Raw genomic sequence first — 17,689 nt, 5'->3', positions numbered from 1 at the left:
TGTTAGCAAAAAAGGAACAGTTATGAGCCTGATTCCGGTCTCCAATCTCCCCGCCTCCGAAATCCCGCGCCTGTCCACCACCGACGTCGCGGCATTGACCACGTCCGAAATGGCGGGCCTGACTTCGGCTCAACTGCAAGCCTTGACCACGGCCCAGGTGTCGGTCCTGTCCAGCACCCAGCTGGCGGCGCTGACCACCGCCAATGTGGCCGCCATGGAAACCGCCGACGTGGCCGCCCTGCGCACCGCCGCCCTGAACGGCGCCGGATTGCTGTCCTCCGATTTCATGCAAGCCCTGACCACCGACCAGGCCGTGGCCCTGACCTCGGCCCAGGTTGGCGCGCTGGGTTCGCGCAGCTTCGCCGCCCTCAGCGCCGCCGCCGTGGCCGCGCTGCAGACGGTGGACGTGGCCGCGCTGTCCACCGCCGTCATGGCCACCCTGGGCAGCACCCATTTGAGCGACCTGGGCACGGCCCAGCTCGCGGCGCTCAGCACGCGCCAGATGGCCGCGCTGGGCACGGCCCACGCCGGCGCCGACTATTTCACCACCGCGCAAATCGCCGCCCTGTCCTCGAAACAGGTGGCGGCGCTCACTACCTCCCTGGTGGCGGTGCTGGGCGCCAATGAGTTGCAGGCGCTGGAAACCCAGGATATGGCCGGCCTGGGCAGCGCCCAGCTGCGGGCCCTGTCCAGCACCCAGCTGGCGGCGCTGTCCACCACCCAGCTGGCCGCGCTGGCCAGTCGCCAGGTGGCGGGGCTGGAGGGATCGGACCTGGCCGCCCTGGGCAGCGATGGCTTGCGCGCCCTGGCCACCGGCGTGGTGGCGGCCCTGACGACGGCGCAAATGAAGGGCCTGAGCACGGAGCAGATCGCCAGTTTGACCACGGCTCAGGCCGCGCTGCTGGGCAGCGCCCAGCTGGCCGCTCTGGCTACCGATGCCATTGCCGTGCTGGGCACGGACGATGTGGCGGCCCTGCGCACGGCCGCCGTGGCCGGCCTGAAGACGGCCCAGGTGGCGGCGCTGGGCAGCGCCCAGCTGGCCGCGTTCACCACGGCCCAGGCCGCCGCACTGAACAGCGCCCAGGTGGGCGCGCTGGCCACGGCCGCCTTCATCGGCCTGCCGTCGCAAGACCTGGTGGCCATGAACACCGGCGTGATCGCGTCGCTGGCGCCGTCCCTGCTGTCCTCGCTGAGCACCGCCCAGCTGGCCAGCCTGCGCACGGCCCAGGTGGCCGCGCTGCGCAGCAACCAGCTGGCGGCCCTGACGACGGCCCAGGCCGTGGCCCTGGGCACGGCCCAGGCCGCCGCGCTGGGCAGCGCCCAGCTGGCCGCCCTGTCCACCGACGCCGTGGCCGCGCTGGAAACCGTCGATATCGCCGCGCTGCGCACGGCCGCCATCACCGGCCTGACCACGGACCAGCTGGCCGCCCTCGGCAGCGACCAGCTGGCCGCCTTCACCACCGCCCAGGCCGCCGCGCTCAACAGCCGCCAGGCCGGCGCCCTGTCCAGCGACACCCTGGCCGGCTTGCAGCCGGAAGATCTGGCCGCGCTCTCGACCAGCGCCCTGGGCGCGCTGTCGACCTCCCTGTTCGCAGGCTTCAGCACGGCGCAGATTGCCGGCCTGAGCACGCGCCAGGTGGCGGCCCTCAGCAGCAACCAGCTTAACGCCCTGGACAGCGCCCAGATCTATCACCTGACCTCGGCCGAGATTGCCGCCCTGGGTTCACTGCAGCTGGGCGCCCTGTCCACCGAAGACCTGGCCGCCATTGCCACCGCCAACCTGGCGGCGCTGCGGACGGCCGCCATTGCCGGCTTGAACTCCAGCCAGATCGCCGCCCTCGGCAATGACCCGCTGGGCAGCGGCGCCAGTCGCATCGACGCCCTCACCACGGCCCAGATCGCCGCTCTGCGCAGTGCCGCACTGGCCGGGCTGACCACTGAACAAGCCGTGGCCCTGACCACGGCCCAGGCCGCCGCCTTGAACAGCAGCCAGCTGCGCGCGCTCGGCACGTCCGTGATCGCGGCGCTGGAAAGCGCCGATGTGGCGGCCCTGAAAACAGCAGCCCTGGCCGGCCTGGGCACTGACCAGGTGGCGGCCCTGTCCAGCAGCCAGCTGGCCGCGCTGAGCACGGCCCAGTTCGCCGCCTTGAACAGCGCCCAGGTGGGCGCCCTGTCCACCGCCAACCTGATCGGCTTCCCCACCAGCGTGTTGTCGGCCCTGAGCCCGGCCGCGGTGGCGGCCCTGGGCACGGTGCTGCTGTCGCAGCTGAGCGCCGGCCAGCTGGCCAGCTTCAGCACGCGCCAGATCGCGGCCCTGACCAGCAACCAGCTGGCCGCCCTGGGCACCAGCCAGATCCACAGCCTGTCCTCGGCCCAGGTCGGCGCGCTCGGTTCGCAGCAGCTGGGTGGCCTGTCCACGGCCGACATGGCGGCGCTGGCCACCGATACCCTGGCGGCGCTGCGCACCGCCACCCTGTCGGCCCTGGGTTCCGGCCAGCTGGCCGCTCTCGATGCCGATAGCCAATTTGCCCGGCTGGGCACGGCCCAGGTGGCGTCCCTGCGCAGCAGCGCCCTGCAAGGCTTGACGACGGCCCAGGCCGTGGCTTTGACCACGGCCCAGGCCGCCGCACTGGGGAGCGCCCAGCTGGCCTCCCTGTCCAGCGCCAATATCGGCGCGCTGGAGACGGAAGACATAGCCGCCCTGCGCACGGCGGCGATTACCGGACTGAACACGGCGCAGGTGGCCGCACTGGACAGCGCCCAGCTGGCCGCCTTCACCACGGCCCAGATCGCGGTCCTGAACAGCCGCCAGCTGGGTGCGCTGGGCACGGCCGCCCTGGCCGGCCTGCAGGCCGAGGACATGGCCGCCATCGCCACCGCCGCGCTGGCGTCCCTGTCCAGCGACTATTTCGCCAGCCTCAGCACCGCCCAGCTGGCCGGCCTGGGCACGCGCCAGGTCGCCGCCCTGGGATCGGCGCAGCTGAACGCCCTGGACAGCAGCCAGATCTACGCCCTCACCTCGGCCGAGCTGGCCACGCTCAGCTCGCAGCAGCTGGGCAGCCTGAGCACCGAAGACATCGCCGCCATCGCCACCGCCAACCTGGCGGTGCTCAAGACAGCCGCGATTGCCGCCTTGAATTCCGACCAGCTGGCCGCCCTGGGCGCCGATCCGCTGGGCAGCACCGCCAGCAGCATCGGCGCCCTGACCACGGCGCAGATCGCCGCCCTGCGCACCGCCGCCATCATCGGCCTGGGCACGGAACAGATCGCGGCCCTGACCACGCTGCAGGCCGCCACCCTGGGCAGCGCCCAGCTGGGCGCGCTTGGCACCGCGCAAGTGGCGGCGCTGGAGACGGCCGACGTCGCCGCCCTGAAGGCCGGCGCCATTGCCGGCCTGAAGACGGCCCAGGTAGCGGCCCTGACCAGCAGCCAGTTGTCGGCCCTGACCACGGCCCAATTCGCGGCGCTCAGCAGCAGCCAGGTGGGCGCCCTGTCCAGCGCCACCATCGCCGGCTTCCCCACCGCCGTGCTGGCGGCCCTGAGCCCGGCCGCCATGGCCTCCCTGGGCACGGGGCTGCTGTCGGCCCTGAGTTCGGCCCAGCTCGATAGCCTGACCACGCGCCAGGTCGCGGCCCTGTCCAGCACCCAGCTGGCCGGCCTGTCGAGCACCCAGATCCGCCAGCTCGGTTCGCAGCAAATCGGCGCGCTGGGCTCGCAGCAAATCGTGGGCCTGTCCACCGCCGACGTGTATGCGCTGGAAAGCGACAGCCTGGCCGCGCTGCGCACCGCCGCCATCGCCGGACTCAGCTCGGACCAGCTGGCTGCGCTGGGCGGATCGGCCGGCGCCAGCCCTATCGGTGTCCTCGGCACGGCCCAGGTTGCGGCCCTGCGCAGCAGCGCGCTGCGCGGCCTGACGACGGAACAGGCCGTGGCCCTGACCACGGCCCAGGCTGCCGTACTCAGCAGCCAGCAGTTGTCCGCCCTGTCCACCGAGGCCATCGGCGTGCTGGAGACGGAAGATATCGCCGCCCTGCGCACTGCGGCGATTGCCGGCCTGGGCACAGCCCAGGTCGCGGCCCTGGACAGCAGCCAGGTAGCAGCCTTGACGGTGGCGCAGCTGGCCGCGCTCAGCAGCCGCCAGCTGGCCGCCCTGAATAGCGCGGCCCTGGCCGGCCTGCGCGGCGATAGCATTTCCGCCCTCGGCACGCTGGCCGTGGCCGGCCTGTCGACGGAGGCGATCGCGCGCCTGAGCACGGCGCAGATTGCCGGCCTGGGCACGCGCCAGGTGGCCTCGCTGTCCACCCTGCAATTGAACGCCCTGAGCAGCGCGCAAATCTACGCCCTGACCTCGGCCGAGGTGGCGGCCCTGAGCGCCACCCAGCTCGACAACCTGGGCGCCGAAGACCTGGCCGCGCTGGCCACGGCCAACCTGTCCGCCCTCAAGACGGCCGCCATCGCCGTGCTCAGTTCCGAGCAGCTGGCCGTGCTGGGCAAGGACCCGCTGGGCAGCGCCGACAGCAGCATCGCGGCCCTGACCACGGCCCAGATCGCCGCACTGCGCACCAGCGCGCTGGCCGGTCTGGGCACGACCCAGATCGCGGCCCTCTCCACGCTGCAGGCCAACACCCTGAGCAGCGCCCAACTGGGCGCGCTCAGCACCGAACAGGTGGCGGCGCTGGAGACGGAAGATATTGCCGCGCTCAAGGCCGGCGCCATCGCCGGCCTGAAAACGGCGCAGGTGGCGGCGCTGGACAGCGCCCAGCTGTCGGCCTTGACCACGGCCCAGTTCGCCGCCATGAACAGCAGCCAGGTGGGGGCACTGGCCAGCGCCACCATCATGGGCTTCCCCACCAGCGTACTGGCGGCGCTCAGCCCGAACGCCATCGCGGCCCTGACCACCAGTCTGCTCTCGCAGCTGAACGCGACCCAGCTGGGCAGCTTCAACACGCGCCAGGTAGCTGCCCTGACCAGCAAGCAGCTGGCGGCCCTGACCACGGCCCAGGTCCAGTTGCTGAGCACGGCGCAGCTGAACGCGCTCGGTTCCGCCCAGCTGGGCGGCCTGTCCACGGCCGACCTGGCGGCGCTGGCCAGCGACGATCTTTCCGCCCTGCGAACCGCCACCGTGGCCGGCCTGACGTCGGTGCAGCTGTCCGCCCTGGCGGCCAGCGGCGATGCCTTCTCGGCCCTGACCACGGCGCAGGTGGCCGCCCTGCGCAGCAGCGCCCTGCTGGGACTGGGCACGGCCCAGGCCGTGGCCCTGACGACGGCCCAGGCCGCCGTGTTGGCCAGCCAGCAGCTGTCCGCGCTGTCCACGGCCGCCATTGCCGCGCTGGAAACGGAAGATATCGCCGCCCTGCGCGCGGCCGCCATTACCGGTCTGGGCACGGCCCAGATGCAGGCGCTGGACAGCGCCCAGGTGGCGGCCCTGAGCACGTCCCAGATCGCCATGCTGAGCAGCCGCCAGCTGGCCGCGCTGGGCACGGACGCCCTGGCCGGCCTGCAGGCCGAGGACATTTCGGCCCTGGCCACCAGTGCCGTGGCCGGGCTGCGCGCCGAGGTGCTGGCCGGCCTTTCCACCCTGCAGCTGTCCAGCCTGGGCACGCGCCAGGTGGCGGCCCTGACCACGGCCCAGCTGAACGCCCTGGACAGCAGCCAGATCTACAGCCTGACCTCGGCCGAGATCGCGGCCCTGGGCGCGGCGCAGGTAGCCAGCCTGTCCACCGCCGACGTGGCGGCCCTGGCCAGCGCCAACCTGTCGGCGCTGAAGACGGCCGCCATCGCCGCCCTCAATTCCGACCAGGTGGCGGTGCTGGGCAAGGATGCACTTGGCAGCGGCGACAGCCGTATCGATGCCCTGACCACGGCCCAGATCGCGGCGCTGCGCACGGCCGCCATCGTCGGCCTGGGCACGGCCCAGGTGCAAGCCCTGTCCACGTCCCAGGCCGCGGTGCTGGGCAGCGCCCAGCTGAGCGCGCTCAGCACGGCCCTGATCGCCGCCATCGAGGCCGAGGACTTCGCTGTGCTCAAGAGCTCGGCCATTGCCGGCCTGCGCACCGCGCAGGTGGCGGCCCTCACCAGCGCGCAGCTGGCGGTGCTGACCACGTCCCAGCTGGGCGCCATGAACAGCGCCCAGATCGGCGCGCTGTCGACCTCCACCCTGTCCGGCTTCACCACCGCCAACCTGGCGGCGTTGAGCGTGGGCGCGGTGGCCTCGCTGCCGACCGCCCTGCTGTCGCAGCTGAGCACGGACCAGCTCAGCAGCATGGCCACGCGCCAGATTGCCGCCCTCGGCACCCTGCAACTCAATGGCCTGAGCACGGCCCAGCTGTACAGCCTGACTTCGCAGCAGGTGGCGGCGCTGAGCGCGGTGCAGTTCGCCTCGCTGTCGGCGGCCGATGTGGGCAGCATTGCAGACGACAACCTGCGCGCCATCCGTACCGCCGCCATCGCGGCCCTGAACTCGGCCCAGCTGCCCCGGCTGGCGATGGACCCGCTGACCGGCGCCACCCACTTCGAGCTGCTGGGCACGGCGCAGGTGGCGGCCATGTCCACCGCCGCCCTGGCCGGTTTGCGCACTGACCAGCTGCAAGCCCTGACCACCCAGCAGGCGGCGTCGCTGAGCGTGGCCCAGGTGGCGGCCCTGTCCACCGGGCTGATCTCGGCCATCGAGGAAGCCGACCTGGCCGCGCTCAGGACGGCCGCCATCGCCGCCCTCAAGACCAGCCAGATCGCGGCCCTGGCCCCGGGCCACATTGCCGCCCTGGGCACGGCACAGGCGGCGGCGCTGACCAGCAACCAGCTGGCCTCCCTGAGCACGGCCCAGGTGGCGGGATTGGAAGAAGCCGATGTGGCGGCCCTGAACGCGGCCGCGCTGAACGCGGCCGGGCGGGTGGGCTATGTGCTGTCGTCCCTGGACGCCAGCCAGCTGGCGGCCCTGACGACGGCCCAGGCCGCCGCGCTGGGCAGCGCTTCCTTCAGCCGTATCAGCGCCAGCCTGATCAGCTCCATCGAGATCGCCGATGTGGCCGCCCTGAATGTGGCCGTGATTGCCGGACTGACCTCGGCCCAGACCCTGGCCCTGACCGACAACCAGATTGCCGCCATGAGCACGCGCCAGATCGCGGCGCTGGCGCCGGAGCACCTGGGCGCGGCCACCAGCCAGTTCACGGCCGCGCAAATGGCGGCCCTGTCGTCCAGGCAAGTGGCGGCACTGGGCACGGCCCTGATTGCCGACCTCAGCACGGCCAACATCGCCGCCATCGACGCGGCCGACATTGCGGCCCTGTCCGCAGGCCAGATCAAGGCCATCAGCACGGCCCAGATGAGCAGCCTGACCGTGGCCCAGACCATGGCCATCACTACCACCCAGGCCAAGGCCTTCGTCCAGGCCCAGTACGACGCCATGCGCCAGGAACAGAAGGATGCCCTGACCACGGCCCAGACCAGCGCCATGCCGTTCGCCACCCCCATCGTGCTGGACCTGGACGGCAATGGCATCACCACCCTGGGCCTGTCGGCCGGCGTGCAGTTCGATGTAGCCGCCAGCGGCCAGCGAGGCGCCACCGGCTGGGTCGGCAAGGGAGACGGCCTGCTGGCGCTGGACCGCAACGGCGACGGCCGGATCAATGATGGCAGCGAGCTGTTTGGTTCCGGCGCCACGCTGGCCAATGGTAGCAAGGCCGACAACGGCTACCAGGCCCTGGCCGAGCTGGACAGCAATGGCGACGGCGTCATCAACGCCCAGGACGCCGCCTACGGCAGCCTGCGGGTGTGGGTGGACGCCAATGCCGATGGCGTCAGCCAAGCCGGTGAGCTCAACAGCCTGTCGGCGCTGGGCATCACGCAGCTGAACCTGGATATGCGGGTGGGCGGCGGGACCGACCATGGGAACATCATCGGCATCACCTCGACCTACGAGACGGCGGACGGCAGCCAGCACGCGGCGGCCGACGTCTGGTTCGCCCAGGGCACGGCAGGCAAGGTCAGCGCCCTGTCGCAGGCGATTGCGGCCTACGGCGCGCAGGATATGGCACTGCCGACCGGTGCGGGCGGCCTGACGCAGCCGGGGCAGCAAGGTCAGCAAGGCCAGCCTGCGGGCACACTGGCCGCCAGCGTCAGCCGCCTGGCCGGCGCCCTGCTGCAATTCGGCGCCGACGGCCACGCCTGGTCCGCCGCATCGGGCGAGGCCGACCCCGGCCTCAAGCTGCGCGCCCTGCAATCGGGCGCCGGACACGGCCTGCTGGCCGCGCCAAAATAAGCAAGGGGGCCACGGCCCCCTTGTTCTTTACAGCGGCTGGAACACCCCGGCCGCCTTATTCTTCTGTACATTATCCCAGGCAAAGATCTGCCCGTTCATGGCCACGTACACGCCGGGCGGCAGGGTGCGCGCCACGCCGGCCGCGAAACCCAGGTTGAACATGGCGTCCGAATTGGCGATTTCGTAAGGAATCATGGCGCCGGTCAGCACGATGGTTTTGCCCAGCTTGGCCGGGCCCAGCACGCCGGCGGTCTGCGGCATGGTGTCGGTGCCGTGGATGATGACGATGGCGTTTTCGCTGGCGGCGCGGCAGGAAGCCAGGATGCGTTCGCGGTCGGCATCCACCATGTCCAGCGAATCCATCAGCGGCAGCTGTTCCAGCGCCACGTCCACCGTCAGGCGGCAGCGCGCCAGCAGGGCCGGCACGTGGCTGTCGGCGAAGCCCAGCTTGCCGTTGATTTCGTCATAATGCTTGTCGAAGGTGCCACCGGTGGCGATGATACGTAAGGTCATGATGTCGGGATAGTGCGAGTAAAATGAGCTGCATCATAACCCAAACCGTTGGCGCCTCAGGCACAAAAAAGTTTGCCGCGCTGGACTGGAAAACGAGGCAAACTATGCCTACACTGTGATCTTTGTGCATCCCGTCCCGCCATGAAAGCGCTCGCTCCAGGAACCGTCATCTTCCATCGCCACCGCGGCTATGGCGTCATCACGTCGGTCAATTTGCTGACCGGCTGGATCGCGGCCCGCTTCGGCAACGAGGCGCGCGCGCTGGACCTGAACCTGTCCACCGACGAGGTGCAGTTTGCCGACGGCGAGGCCATCCTGTTCCGGCGCGCCCCGCCCGACCGCATGCCGCACGCGCGCCTGATGGCCGTGGTGCGCGAGCTGCACCGGGCCGGCTACCAGCGCCTGTACCTGTATTCCTGGCCCAAGCCGTCCGGCCTGCACTGGCGCTGGCATTTGTTCACCGGCCAGCGCGACTGGATGCAGCGCTCCTGGCGCGAGGGCTGGTATGGCTCGGGCGCCGACTACAACGTCAATCCCGTCATGGGCTGGGGCGACAGTCCCGGCGCCAGCACCGAGGAGTTGATACACGCCCTGGCCAAGTTCGACCCGCAAGGCCTGGCCCAGGCCCTGGGGCGCGACGAGGACCACACGGCCTGGTTCGACAGCGTGTGCCAGGCCTTGCTGCCCGGCTATATGTACAGCCTGGACATGCAGCGTCCGGATGGCGGCCCGCTGCGCGACATGCCGCCGGTGCCGGTGGTGGCGGTGCGCGCCGGCCTTCCAGCGTATTCCGGTCCGGACGTCACCTGGCCGCCCGGCTGGCATGGCCTCTGGTCCAAGGTGCACGTCATGCCCACGCCGGCCATCAAGCTCGGCGTGCCCGAGAATTAACGGACTCGCGCCGCATAATCCGGGTTGTGGATGGCGCCGCAACTGCCGTTGAAGAAATCCACCACATTCTGGAATGCGTGCCGGAAATACAGCTCGTAGCTGTCCCGCTCCACATAGCCCAGGTGTGGCGTGGCCAGCACGGTGGGGATGCGCAGCAGGGGCGAGTCGGGCGCCAGCGGTTCCGAGGTGAACACATCCAGCGCAGCCTGGCCCGGGCGCCCTTGTTGCAGGGCGTGCTCCAGCGCGCCGTCCTCGACCAGTTCGGCGCGGCTGGTGTTGACGAACAGGGCTTCCGGCTTCATGCGCGCCAGGTCGGCCGCCTTGACGATGCCGCGGGTGGCGGCGTTCAGGCGCAAATGCAGGCTCAGCACGTCGGCCTGCTCGAAGAAGGCCTCGCGCGAGGCGGCCGCCAGGTAACCGTCGGCCACGGCGGCGTCGCGGCTGGCCTGGCTGCCCCACACCAGCACCTGCATGCCGAACACGCGGCCGTAGCCGGCCACCAGCTTGCCGATCTTGCCATAGCCCCAGATGCCCAGGGTGCGGCCCTTGAGCACGAAGCCCAGGCCGTTGAGCGCCGGATTGATGGAGGCGGTCTGCCACAGCCCGTCCTTCAGGTTGCTGGCATAAGGCAGGATGCGGCGCGCGGCCGCCATGATCAGGGCCCAGGTCAGCTCGGCCGGCGCGGTGGGCGAGCCTATCCCTTCCGCGATCGCGATGCCCATCTCGGTGGCGGCCGCCACGTCCACATGGCCGGCCAGCTTGCCGGTCTGCGAGATCAATTTCAGGTTGGGCAGCCGGGCCAGCAGGGCGCGGTTGAGATGGGTGCGTTCGCGTATCAGCACCAGGGCGTCGTAGGGCGCCAGCCGGATGGCCAGCTGGCCCAGGCCACGCGTGGTGCTGTTGAACACCTTGACCTCGTGGTCTTTCAGCAACGCATAGCAGGACAGGGCCGGGGTTGCGTTCTGGTAATCGTCAAGTATCGCTATTTTCATCGGCGTAGTCAGAGTTGACACATTATTTCGTAGCGAAATAACACGTTGGGAAAAGATCGGAATAGCCTACTACATTACTGGGACATTTCTCCTACATTTCTGTCGGAAGCAAAGGCGGACAGGTGTACAATCGGCCGGAAAATCAGGGTGTGGCAACGTAACGCCTTGGTTCATGTTCCCTCACTATTACTACATAGTTAAAGTTGATGCCTGTGGGTTATCCGGGCATCACGGCAAGACCGCCGTAGCGCCGCCGCATGTCGCATGCAGAGCCGAGCGAGCCACGAGGCTGACGACGATCCTGCCAGGGAACCTGCGGAATTCTTAATTAGCATTGGAGGTAGTATGAACCAACCCGTCATGGGTGGCATTGCCGCTTTGAACGTCCCAGCTTACGTCAAACAGCAGAAGCTGATCAACTGGGTGGCCGAAATCGCCGCCCTCACCAAGCCGGAACGCATCTACTGGTGCGACGGTTCCCAGGAAGAATACGACCGCCTGTGCGCCGAGATGGTTGCCGCCGGCACCATGAAAAAGCTGAACCAGGAAAAGCGTCCGAATTCCTACCTGGCCTGCTCCGACCCGACCGACGTGGCGCGCGTGGAAGACCGCACCTTCATCTGCTCGGCCACCAAGGAAGAAGCCGGCCCGACCAACAACTGGATCTCCCCGGCGGAAATGCGCAGCACCCTGAACGGCCTGTTCGACGGCTGCATGCAGGGCCGCACCCTGTACGTGGTGCCATTCTCCATGGGCCCGCTGGGTTCGCCCATCGCCCACATCGGCGTGGAACTGTCCGACTCGCCCTACGTGGCCGTCAACATGCGCATCATGACCCGCATGGGCCGCGCCGTGTACGACGTGCTGGGTACGGACGGCGAATTCGTGCCCTGCGTGCACACCGTGGGCGCGCCGCTGGCGGCCGGCCAGCAGGACGTGCCGTGGCCTTGCAACGCCACCAAATACATCGTGCACTTCCCCGAGACCCGCGAAATCTGGTCCTACGGCTCCGGCTACGGCGGCAACGCCCTGCTGGGCAAGAAGTGCTTCGCCCTGCGCATCGCCTCCAACATGGGCCACCAGGACGCCCAGGCCGGCAACCCCGGCTGGCTGGCCGAACACATGCTGATCCTGGGCGTGGAATCGCCCAAGGGCGAGAAGCATTACGTGGCGGCCGCCTTCCCCTCGGCCTGCGGCAAGACCAACTTCGCCATGCTTATCCCGCCGGGCAACTTCAACGGCTGGAAGATCACCACCATCGGCGACGACATCGCCTGGATCAAGCCGGGCGCGGACGGCCGCCTGTACGCCATCAACCCGGAAGCGGGCTACTTCGGCGTGGCCCCCGGCACCAACGAGAAGACCAACTTCAACTGCATGGCCTCGCTGCGCGAAAACGTGATCTTCACCAACGTGGCGCTGACCGATGACGGCGACGTGTGGTGGGAAGGCCTGAGCAAGCAGGCTCCCGCGCACCTGATCGACTGGCAGGGCAAGGACTGGACCCCGGCCTCCGGCACCAAGGCCGCGCACCCGAACGCCCGCTTCACCGTGGCCGCCACCCAGAACCCCGTGATCGACGCGGCCTGGGACGATCCGGCCGGCGTGCCGATCTCGGCCTTCATCTTCGGCGGCCGCCGCTCCACGACGGTGCCGCTGGTGACCGAAGCCCGCAACTGGGTCGAAGGCGTGTACATGGCCGCCACCATGGGTTCCGAAACCACGGCCGCCGCCGCCGGCCAGCAGGGCGTGGTGCGCCGCGACCCGTTCGCCATGCTGCCCTTCATCGGCTACAACATGAGCGATTATTTCCAGCACTGGCTGAACCTGGGCGAAAAGATCGGCAAGGCCAACGCCGCCGCCCTGCCCAAGATCTACTGCGTGAACTGGTTCCGCACCGACGAGAACGGCCACTTCGTGTGGCCCGGCTTCGGCGACAACATGCGCGTGCTGAAGTGGATGCTGGAACGCATCGAAGGCACGGCCGGCGGCGTGGAAAACATCTTCGGCCTGACCCCGCGCTACGGCGACCTGAACTGGGACGGCCTGCCGTTCACCGAGGAAGAGTTCGAGACCATCACCTCGATTGACAAGGATGCATGGCGCGAAGAGCTGAAGCTGCATGGCGAACTGTTCGACAAGCTGGCTTACCACCTGCCCAAGGAATTGACTGCGGTGAAAGCCGAACTGGAAAGCCGCCTGGCGCGCTGATCCAGCCCTGATCCAGGATAACAATGGCGCGTAGCGATACGCGCCATTTTTTGGTTTACATTTCGCACACCTGTGCTAAAGTAAGCCCCATGGATACCCTGACTGCGAAGAGCGAAGCGACCTACGCCATCATCCTGGCGGCCGCCATGGACATGGCCTATGCCGACGGCATCGGCAAGCTGTCGCTGGGCGAGCTGTCCAAGCGCACTGGCATCAGCAAGAGCGGGGTGTTCTCGCGCGTGGGCTCGCTGGAATCCCTGCAGCAGGCTGTGCTGGACGAGTACGACCGCCGCTTCAACGAAGAAATATTGCTGCCGGCCCTGCAGCAGCCGCGCGGCCTGCCGCGCCTGCAGGCCATGGTGAACAACTGGGCGAGGCGCGCCGCCAATGAGGCGCTGCGCTGCACCTGTTTGTACACGGCCGGCGCCTTCGAGTACGACGACCAGAGCGGCGCCCTGCGCGACCGCATCATGGAGGGCGTCAACCGCTGGCGCGCCACCCTGCGCCGCACGATATTGCAAGCGATGGAAGTGGGCCATTTGCGGCCGGACACGGACCCTGGCCAGCTGGTGTACGAAATCTACAGCCTGGTGGTCGGCCTGCTGCACGACGCCCGCTTCCTGCATGACGACGAGGCGCTCAAGCACATGCAGCGCGCCTTCAACCGCCTGATCTCGACTTACAAGAGCTTCAACGACACCGTTTAAGAACCCCGGTTCTAAGCCACGGTTTTTTTTGACCAAGTTTCGCACGCATGTGCGAAAGAGGAGTTCGCCATGCTCGCCCTGCTGCTACTCATCCCCTCCGCCGCCTGGCTGCTCCACCGCAGTGGCGTGCTGGCCCTGCTGCGCTCCCTGCCCGATTGCAACGACGACTTCCTGCCGTTTTGATTCAAGCCAGCTGCGCCCGCACCACCCGGTGCACAAAGGCCAGCTTGTCGCACACCGGCGTGCTGAGCTTGAACGGATAGGAGTCGGGCATGCCGATGCTGCGGTTCAGGCTGTTGAGCACGTAGGTCAGGGCGAACCAGTCGCTGAGGGTGTCCTCGAAGGTATCGGTACGGGTGGGCAGAGTGACCCGGTCCAGCGACGGCTCGTCCGGCTTGGCCGGGTGCAGCGACAGGCCGCAGGCATGCGCCGTTTCCAGCGTGTCGAGCATGTGCAGGTAGTGAGCCCAGGTTTCCGCCCAGTCTTCCCAGGGATGGGAACTGGCATAGCTGCTGACGTAGCGCGCCTCCCAGTCGGCTGGCGGGCCGTCGCTGTAGTGGCGCTTCAGGCTTTCGCCATAATCCTCGCGTTCGTCACCGAACAGGGCGCGGAAGCCTTCCAGCCAGGGGCTGCCGGCTACCAGCCGGTCGAAATAATAGTGGCCGCTTTCGTGGCGGAAGTGTCCCAGCAGGGTGCGGTAGCGCTCGTGCATCTGCTCGCGCGTGCGCTCGCGCTCGGCCGGGTCGGCCTCGGCGATATTGAGCGTGATCAGCCCGTCCGCGTGGCCGGTCATGACGCACTCGTCCGTCACACCATCCTCCAGGAACTGGAAGGCCAGGCCGGTCTCCGGTTGGTCTTCCTTGGATGCCGGGGTCAGGTTCAAGGCCGCCAGCGAGAACAGCAGGCGGCGCTTGGCCGCCTCCAGGCGCGACCAGAGGATGCGGTTCTTTTCAGTGGACAGGGCCGGGATGACCACGGTCAGCTGGCAGGACGCGCACAGCTCATGCGGATCGTCGGCCGGCAGCATCCAGTTGCACACATCGTGCTCCACGTAGTTGATGCATTTTTTATAGAGCTTGCCTTCATCCTTGCGGTTCAGGCTGCGCCATAGATTGCCGGCCTCGCCGGCCGGCTCGAAGCTGTTGACGGTACGCTGGGCCGGCTGGTAGCCCAGCGTGCTGCCGCAGTTGAAGCAGAGGGTGTTTTCAAAAAAGATTTGCTGTGCACAGCGGTCGCAGTGGAAGGTTTTCATGGCATGGGTAGGTAGAAGGTTTATTTGCCAATCTAACATCAAACCCATGCGCACGAGTTCCGTGTAAGACTACGCCTCATATCGTGCGCGGCCTGTTCAGGCGTATTGCACCTCCGCCCCCAGGATGGCTTTCGGCTCCAGGTAGGCTTCCAGCCCGAAGGGTCCGAACTCGCGGCCCAGGCCGGATTGCTTGAAACCGCCAAAGGGCGCCAGCATGTCGTCGTGCATGCCGTTGATGTGGACCCGGCCCGCCTGCAGCCGCGCCGCCACGCGGCCGGCATGCGCCAGGTCGCGCGAACTCACGTACGATTGCAGGCCGTAGCTGGTGGCGTTGGCGATGGCGATGGCTTCTTCCTCGTCGCGGTAGGTGAGGATGGACAGCACCGGGCCGAAGATTTCCTCGCGGGCGATGGCCATGTCCGGCGTCACCCCGGCAAACACGGTGGGGCGCACGAAGTTGCCCTGTTCCAGTCCCTCCGGGTGCCCGAGTCCGCCCGCCACCAGCTCGGCGCCCTGCTCCAGCCCCAGCGCGATGTAGCGCTGCACGCGCTCGTACTGCTTGCGGTTGACCAGCGGCCCGATGTTCACGCTGGGGTCGGCCGGATGGCCGACCTTGAAGGTGGCCGCGGCCTCGGCCGCCAGCTGCTTGACCTGATCGAGCCTGTTCGCGGGCACCAGCAGGCGCGAACCGGCGATGCAAGCCTGGCCATTGTTCAGGTAGCAGGCCCGCAGCGCGGCCGGGATGGCATGCTCGAAGTCCGCATCGTCCAGGATGAGGTTGGCGCCCTTGCCGCCCAGCTCCAGGGTGACGCGCTTCAGGGTCTCGGCGGCGGCGCGGGCGATGCCCTTGCCAACGGCGGTGGAGCCGGTGAACGACATCTTGGCCACGTCCGGATGCGCCGCGATGGCGGCGCCCACCGTGTCGCCACGGCCATTGACCACGTTGAACACGCCCGGCGGCAGGCCGGCCTCGTGCATGGCTTCCAGCAGCACCTGGGTCTGGATCGCGCTCAGCTCGCTGGGCTTGACCACGGCCGTGCAGCCGGCCGCAATCGCGGCCGCCACCTTGCTGGCGATGAAGTGGGCGTTGGAATTCCATGGCGTGATGATGCCGGCCACGCCCAGCGGCTCCATCACCACTTTCGATCTGTTCACGGTGCGTTCGAAGGCGTATTCCTCCATGGTCTGCTTCATCAGCAGGAAGTTCTGGGCCGTGAGGCGGGCGCGCGCCAGGCTGGCGTTGGCGGCGCCGCCGTATTCCTGCACCAGCGCCTGGGCCGCATCGTCGGCACGGGCCGACACGGCGTCGTGCAGGCGCTGCAGGTAGACGGCGCGCTCGGCGATGGTGGTGCGCGACCAGGCCGGGAAGGCGGCCTTGGCGGCCGCAATGGCGCGCTCCGCATCCTTGGCGTCGCCCAGGCGCACCTGGCCCAGCAGCTGGTTGGTGGAAGGATTGATCAGGTCGGCCAATTCCGTGCCGTGCGGGGTGACGAATTCACCGTTGACGTAGATATGCTCTATGGTGCGCATGGTGGTTCTCCAGTTGGCGTTGAGGTGCAGCCATTCTAGGAAAACCGTCCGGCCCGTATCAGGGCGTTTCCTGCACGATGTTTGCCCGATCCTGCATTTGCCCGCGCAGCTGCTTCACGTCCTGCATGGGCGGGGCGCCGAACAGGCGCCGGTATTCGCGGCTGAATTGCGAGGGGCTCTCGTAGCCCACGCTGTAGGCCGCCGTGCTGGCGTCGGCGGCGCCATTGAGCAACAGCAATCGCGCCTGCTGCAGGCGCAGCTGCTTCTGGTACTGCAGCGGCCCCATGGTGGTAACGGCCTTGAAGCGGTGGTGCAGGCTGGACACGCTCATGTTGGTGGCGGCCGCCAGTTCCTCCACCCGCACCGTACGCGCGTAGTTCTCCTTGAGCCAGGCGATGGCCTTGCTGATGCCCTGGTCTTGCTGGTCCAGCACCACGTTCTGGTACAGCTGCGGGCCGTAAGGGCCGGCCAGCAGCCGGTACAGGAGCTCGCGCTTCAGGCCCACGGCCAGGAAAGCCGCTTCGGCGGCCGGCGCGTCCAGCAGGCGCAGCAGCTTGTGCAGCAAGTCCAGCATGGACTCGTCCGCACGGCCGACGAAGGCGCCGCGCACCGGCTCGCCGGGCCGCGACAAATCGATTTTCGCCTCCAGCACCACGGCCGCGATCTCGTTGGGATCGAGCTCCACGTTGATCAGCAGATAGGGCTGGTCCGGGCTGGCGTTGACGATGCTGCCTGCAGCCGGCATGTCCACCGTCACCACCAGGAATTCGCCGGGACCGTAGTGCAGCACCTCGTCGGCCAGCTGCACCTGCTTGCCGCCCTGCAGGATCACGCAGCACGATGGCTTGAGCACGCCGCGCGAGACCGGCGTCACGCGCGACGAGCGTATCAGGGACAAAAAGGGTATGCTGGTGCCGCTGCGCCCGTCCTGCGGCAGCCGGCCGGCCGCCAGGTCCACCATGCGGTCCAGGGTGGACGGAGTCGGATCGCGCCTCATGGCCGTTCTTCCAGCGCCGTGATTTCGCGCTTGCTGCCCTCAAAGCCGTCGTACACGCTGCGGTGCCACACGTAGGAGCAGTTGTCGCTGCGCTCGTAATACATCTCGACCCAGTTGGTCAGCACCGGCAGCATGCTTTGCTGCGCTTCCATGGAAGCGTATTTGTGCCGCTCCCACGGCCGCCGCGCATTGTTGCGCAAACAGGCTTCCCGGCCCGGCTCCCACACCACGGTGTCCAGGTCCAGCCGCGCCAGCCCGTATTCGCGCGCCAGTCCGATCGCGTAGTGCGACTTGCCGGAACCGGAATTGCCGAATACGAGCACGCGCATGATGCACTCC

At 68.4% G+C, this 17,689-nt stretch carries 10 protein-coding genes; 4 read left to right on the top strand and 6 right to left on the bottom strand.

Annotation, left to right across the window (positions count from 1 at the left end; translation table 11 throughout):
* Positions 1–22 precede the first annotated feature (22 nt).
* Positions 23–8,257: a beta strand repeat-containing protein gene (locus ACLB1G_RS10305; RefSeq protein WP_491627101.1), complete on the top strand. Its 8,235-nt coding sequence runs from the start codon at positions 23–25 to the stop codon at positions 8,255–8,257.
* A gap of 27 nt (positions 8,258–8,284) precedes the next feature.
* Here the strand turns inward: ACLB1G_RS10305 and ACLB1G_RS10300 are convergent, their stop codons facing one another.
* Complete coding sequence (locus ACLB1G_RS10300; RefSeq protein WP_491627100.1) at positions 8,285–8,770, bottom strand: asparaginase domain-containing protein; 486 nt, start codon at positions 8,768–8,770, stop codon at positions 8,285–8,287.
* A gap of 141 nt (positions 8,771–8,911) precedes the next feature.
* Here ACLB1G_RS10300 and ACLB1G_RS10295 point away from each other — a divergent pair, with 141 nt between their 5' ends.
* Complete coding sequence (locus tag ACLB1G_RS10295; protein ID WP_491627099.1) at positions 8,912–9,661, top strand: L-asparaginase; 750 nt, start codon at positions 8,912–8,914, stop codon at positions 9,659–9,661.
* Here ACLB1G_RS10295 and ACLB1G_RS10290 read toward each other — a convergent pair.
* Positions 9,658–10,653 (bottom strand): D-2-hydroxyacid dehydrogenase family protein, encoded by a 996-nt coding sequence (locus tag ACLB1G_RS10290; RefSeq protein ID WP_491627098.1) that lies wholly within the window; start codon positions 10,651–10,653, stop codon positions 9,658–9,660. The genes ACLB1G_RS10295 and ACLB1G_RS10290 overlap by 4 nt on opposite strands.
* Positions 10,654–10,998: 345 nt before the next feature.
* Here ACLB1G_RS10290 and ACLB1G_RS10285 point away from each other — a divergent pair, with 345 nt between their 5' ends.
* Positions 10,999–12,864 (top strand): phosphoenolpyruvate carboxykinase (GTP), encoded by a 1,866-nt coding sequence (locus ACLB1G_RS10285; protein WP_491627097.1) that lies wholly within the window; start codon positions 10,999–11,001, stop codon positions 12,862–12,864.
* A gap of 89 nt (positions 12,865–12,953) precedes the next feature.
* Positions 12,954–13,571 carry a TetR/AcrR family transcriptional regulator gene (locus ACLB1G_RS10280; RefSeq protein WP_491627096.1) on the top strand — a complete coding sequence of 206 codons (618 nt, stop codon included), beginning with the start codon at positions 12,954–12,956 and terminating at the stop codon, positions 13,569–13,571.
* A 184-nt stretch (positions 13,572–13,755) separates the two neighbouring features.
* Here the strand turns inward: ACLB1G_RS10280 and ACLB1G_RS10275 are convergent, their stop codons facing one another.
* The 4 genes from ACLB1G_RS10275 to ACLB1G_RS10260 form a co-directional block, all read right to left on the bottom strand.
* Positions 13,756–14,823 carry a zinc-binding metallopeptidase family protein gene (locus ACLB1G_RS10275; protein ID WP_491627095.1) on the bottom strand — a complete coding sequence of 356 codons (1,068 nt, stop codon included), beginning with the start codon at positions 14,821–14,823 and terminating at the stop codon, positions 13,756–13,758.
* 96 nt (positions 14,824–14,919) lie between these two features.
* A complete protein-coding gene (locus ACLB1G_RS10270) occupies positions 14,920–16,353 on the bottom strand; it encodes an aldehyde dehydrogenase family protein (protein ID WP_491627094.1) in 1,434 nt (477 codons plus the stop codon).
* A gap of 58 nt (positions 16,354–16,411) precedes the next feature.
* Entirely contained in the window at positions 16,412–17,350 is a 939-nt protein-coding gene (locus tag ACLB1G_RS10265; protein ID WP_491627093.1) for an AraC family transcriptional regulator, read from the bottom strand.
* Entirely contained in the window at positions 17,347–17,679 is a 333-nt protein-coding gene (locus tag ACLB1G_RS10260) for a P-loop NTPase family protein (protein ID WP_491627092.1), read from the bottom strand. The genes ACLB1G_RS10265 and ACLB1G_RS10260 overlap by 4 nt, the downstream gene beginning before the upstream one ends.
* Positions 17,680–17,689 lie beyond the last annotated feature (10 nt).

Source organism: Duganella kummerowiae, assembly GCF_053572355.1.
This window is presented reverse-complemented; position numbering and strand designations above follow the sequence as displayed.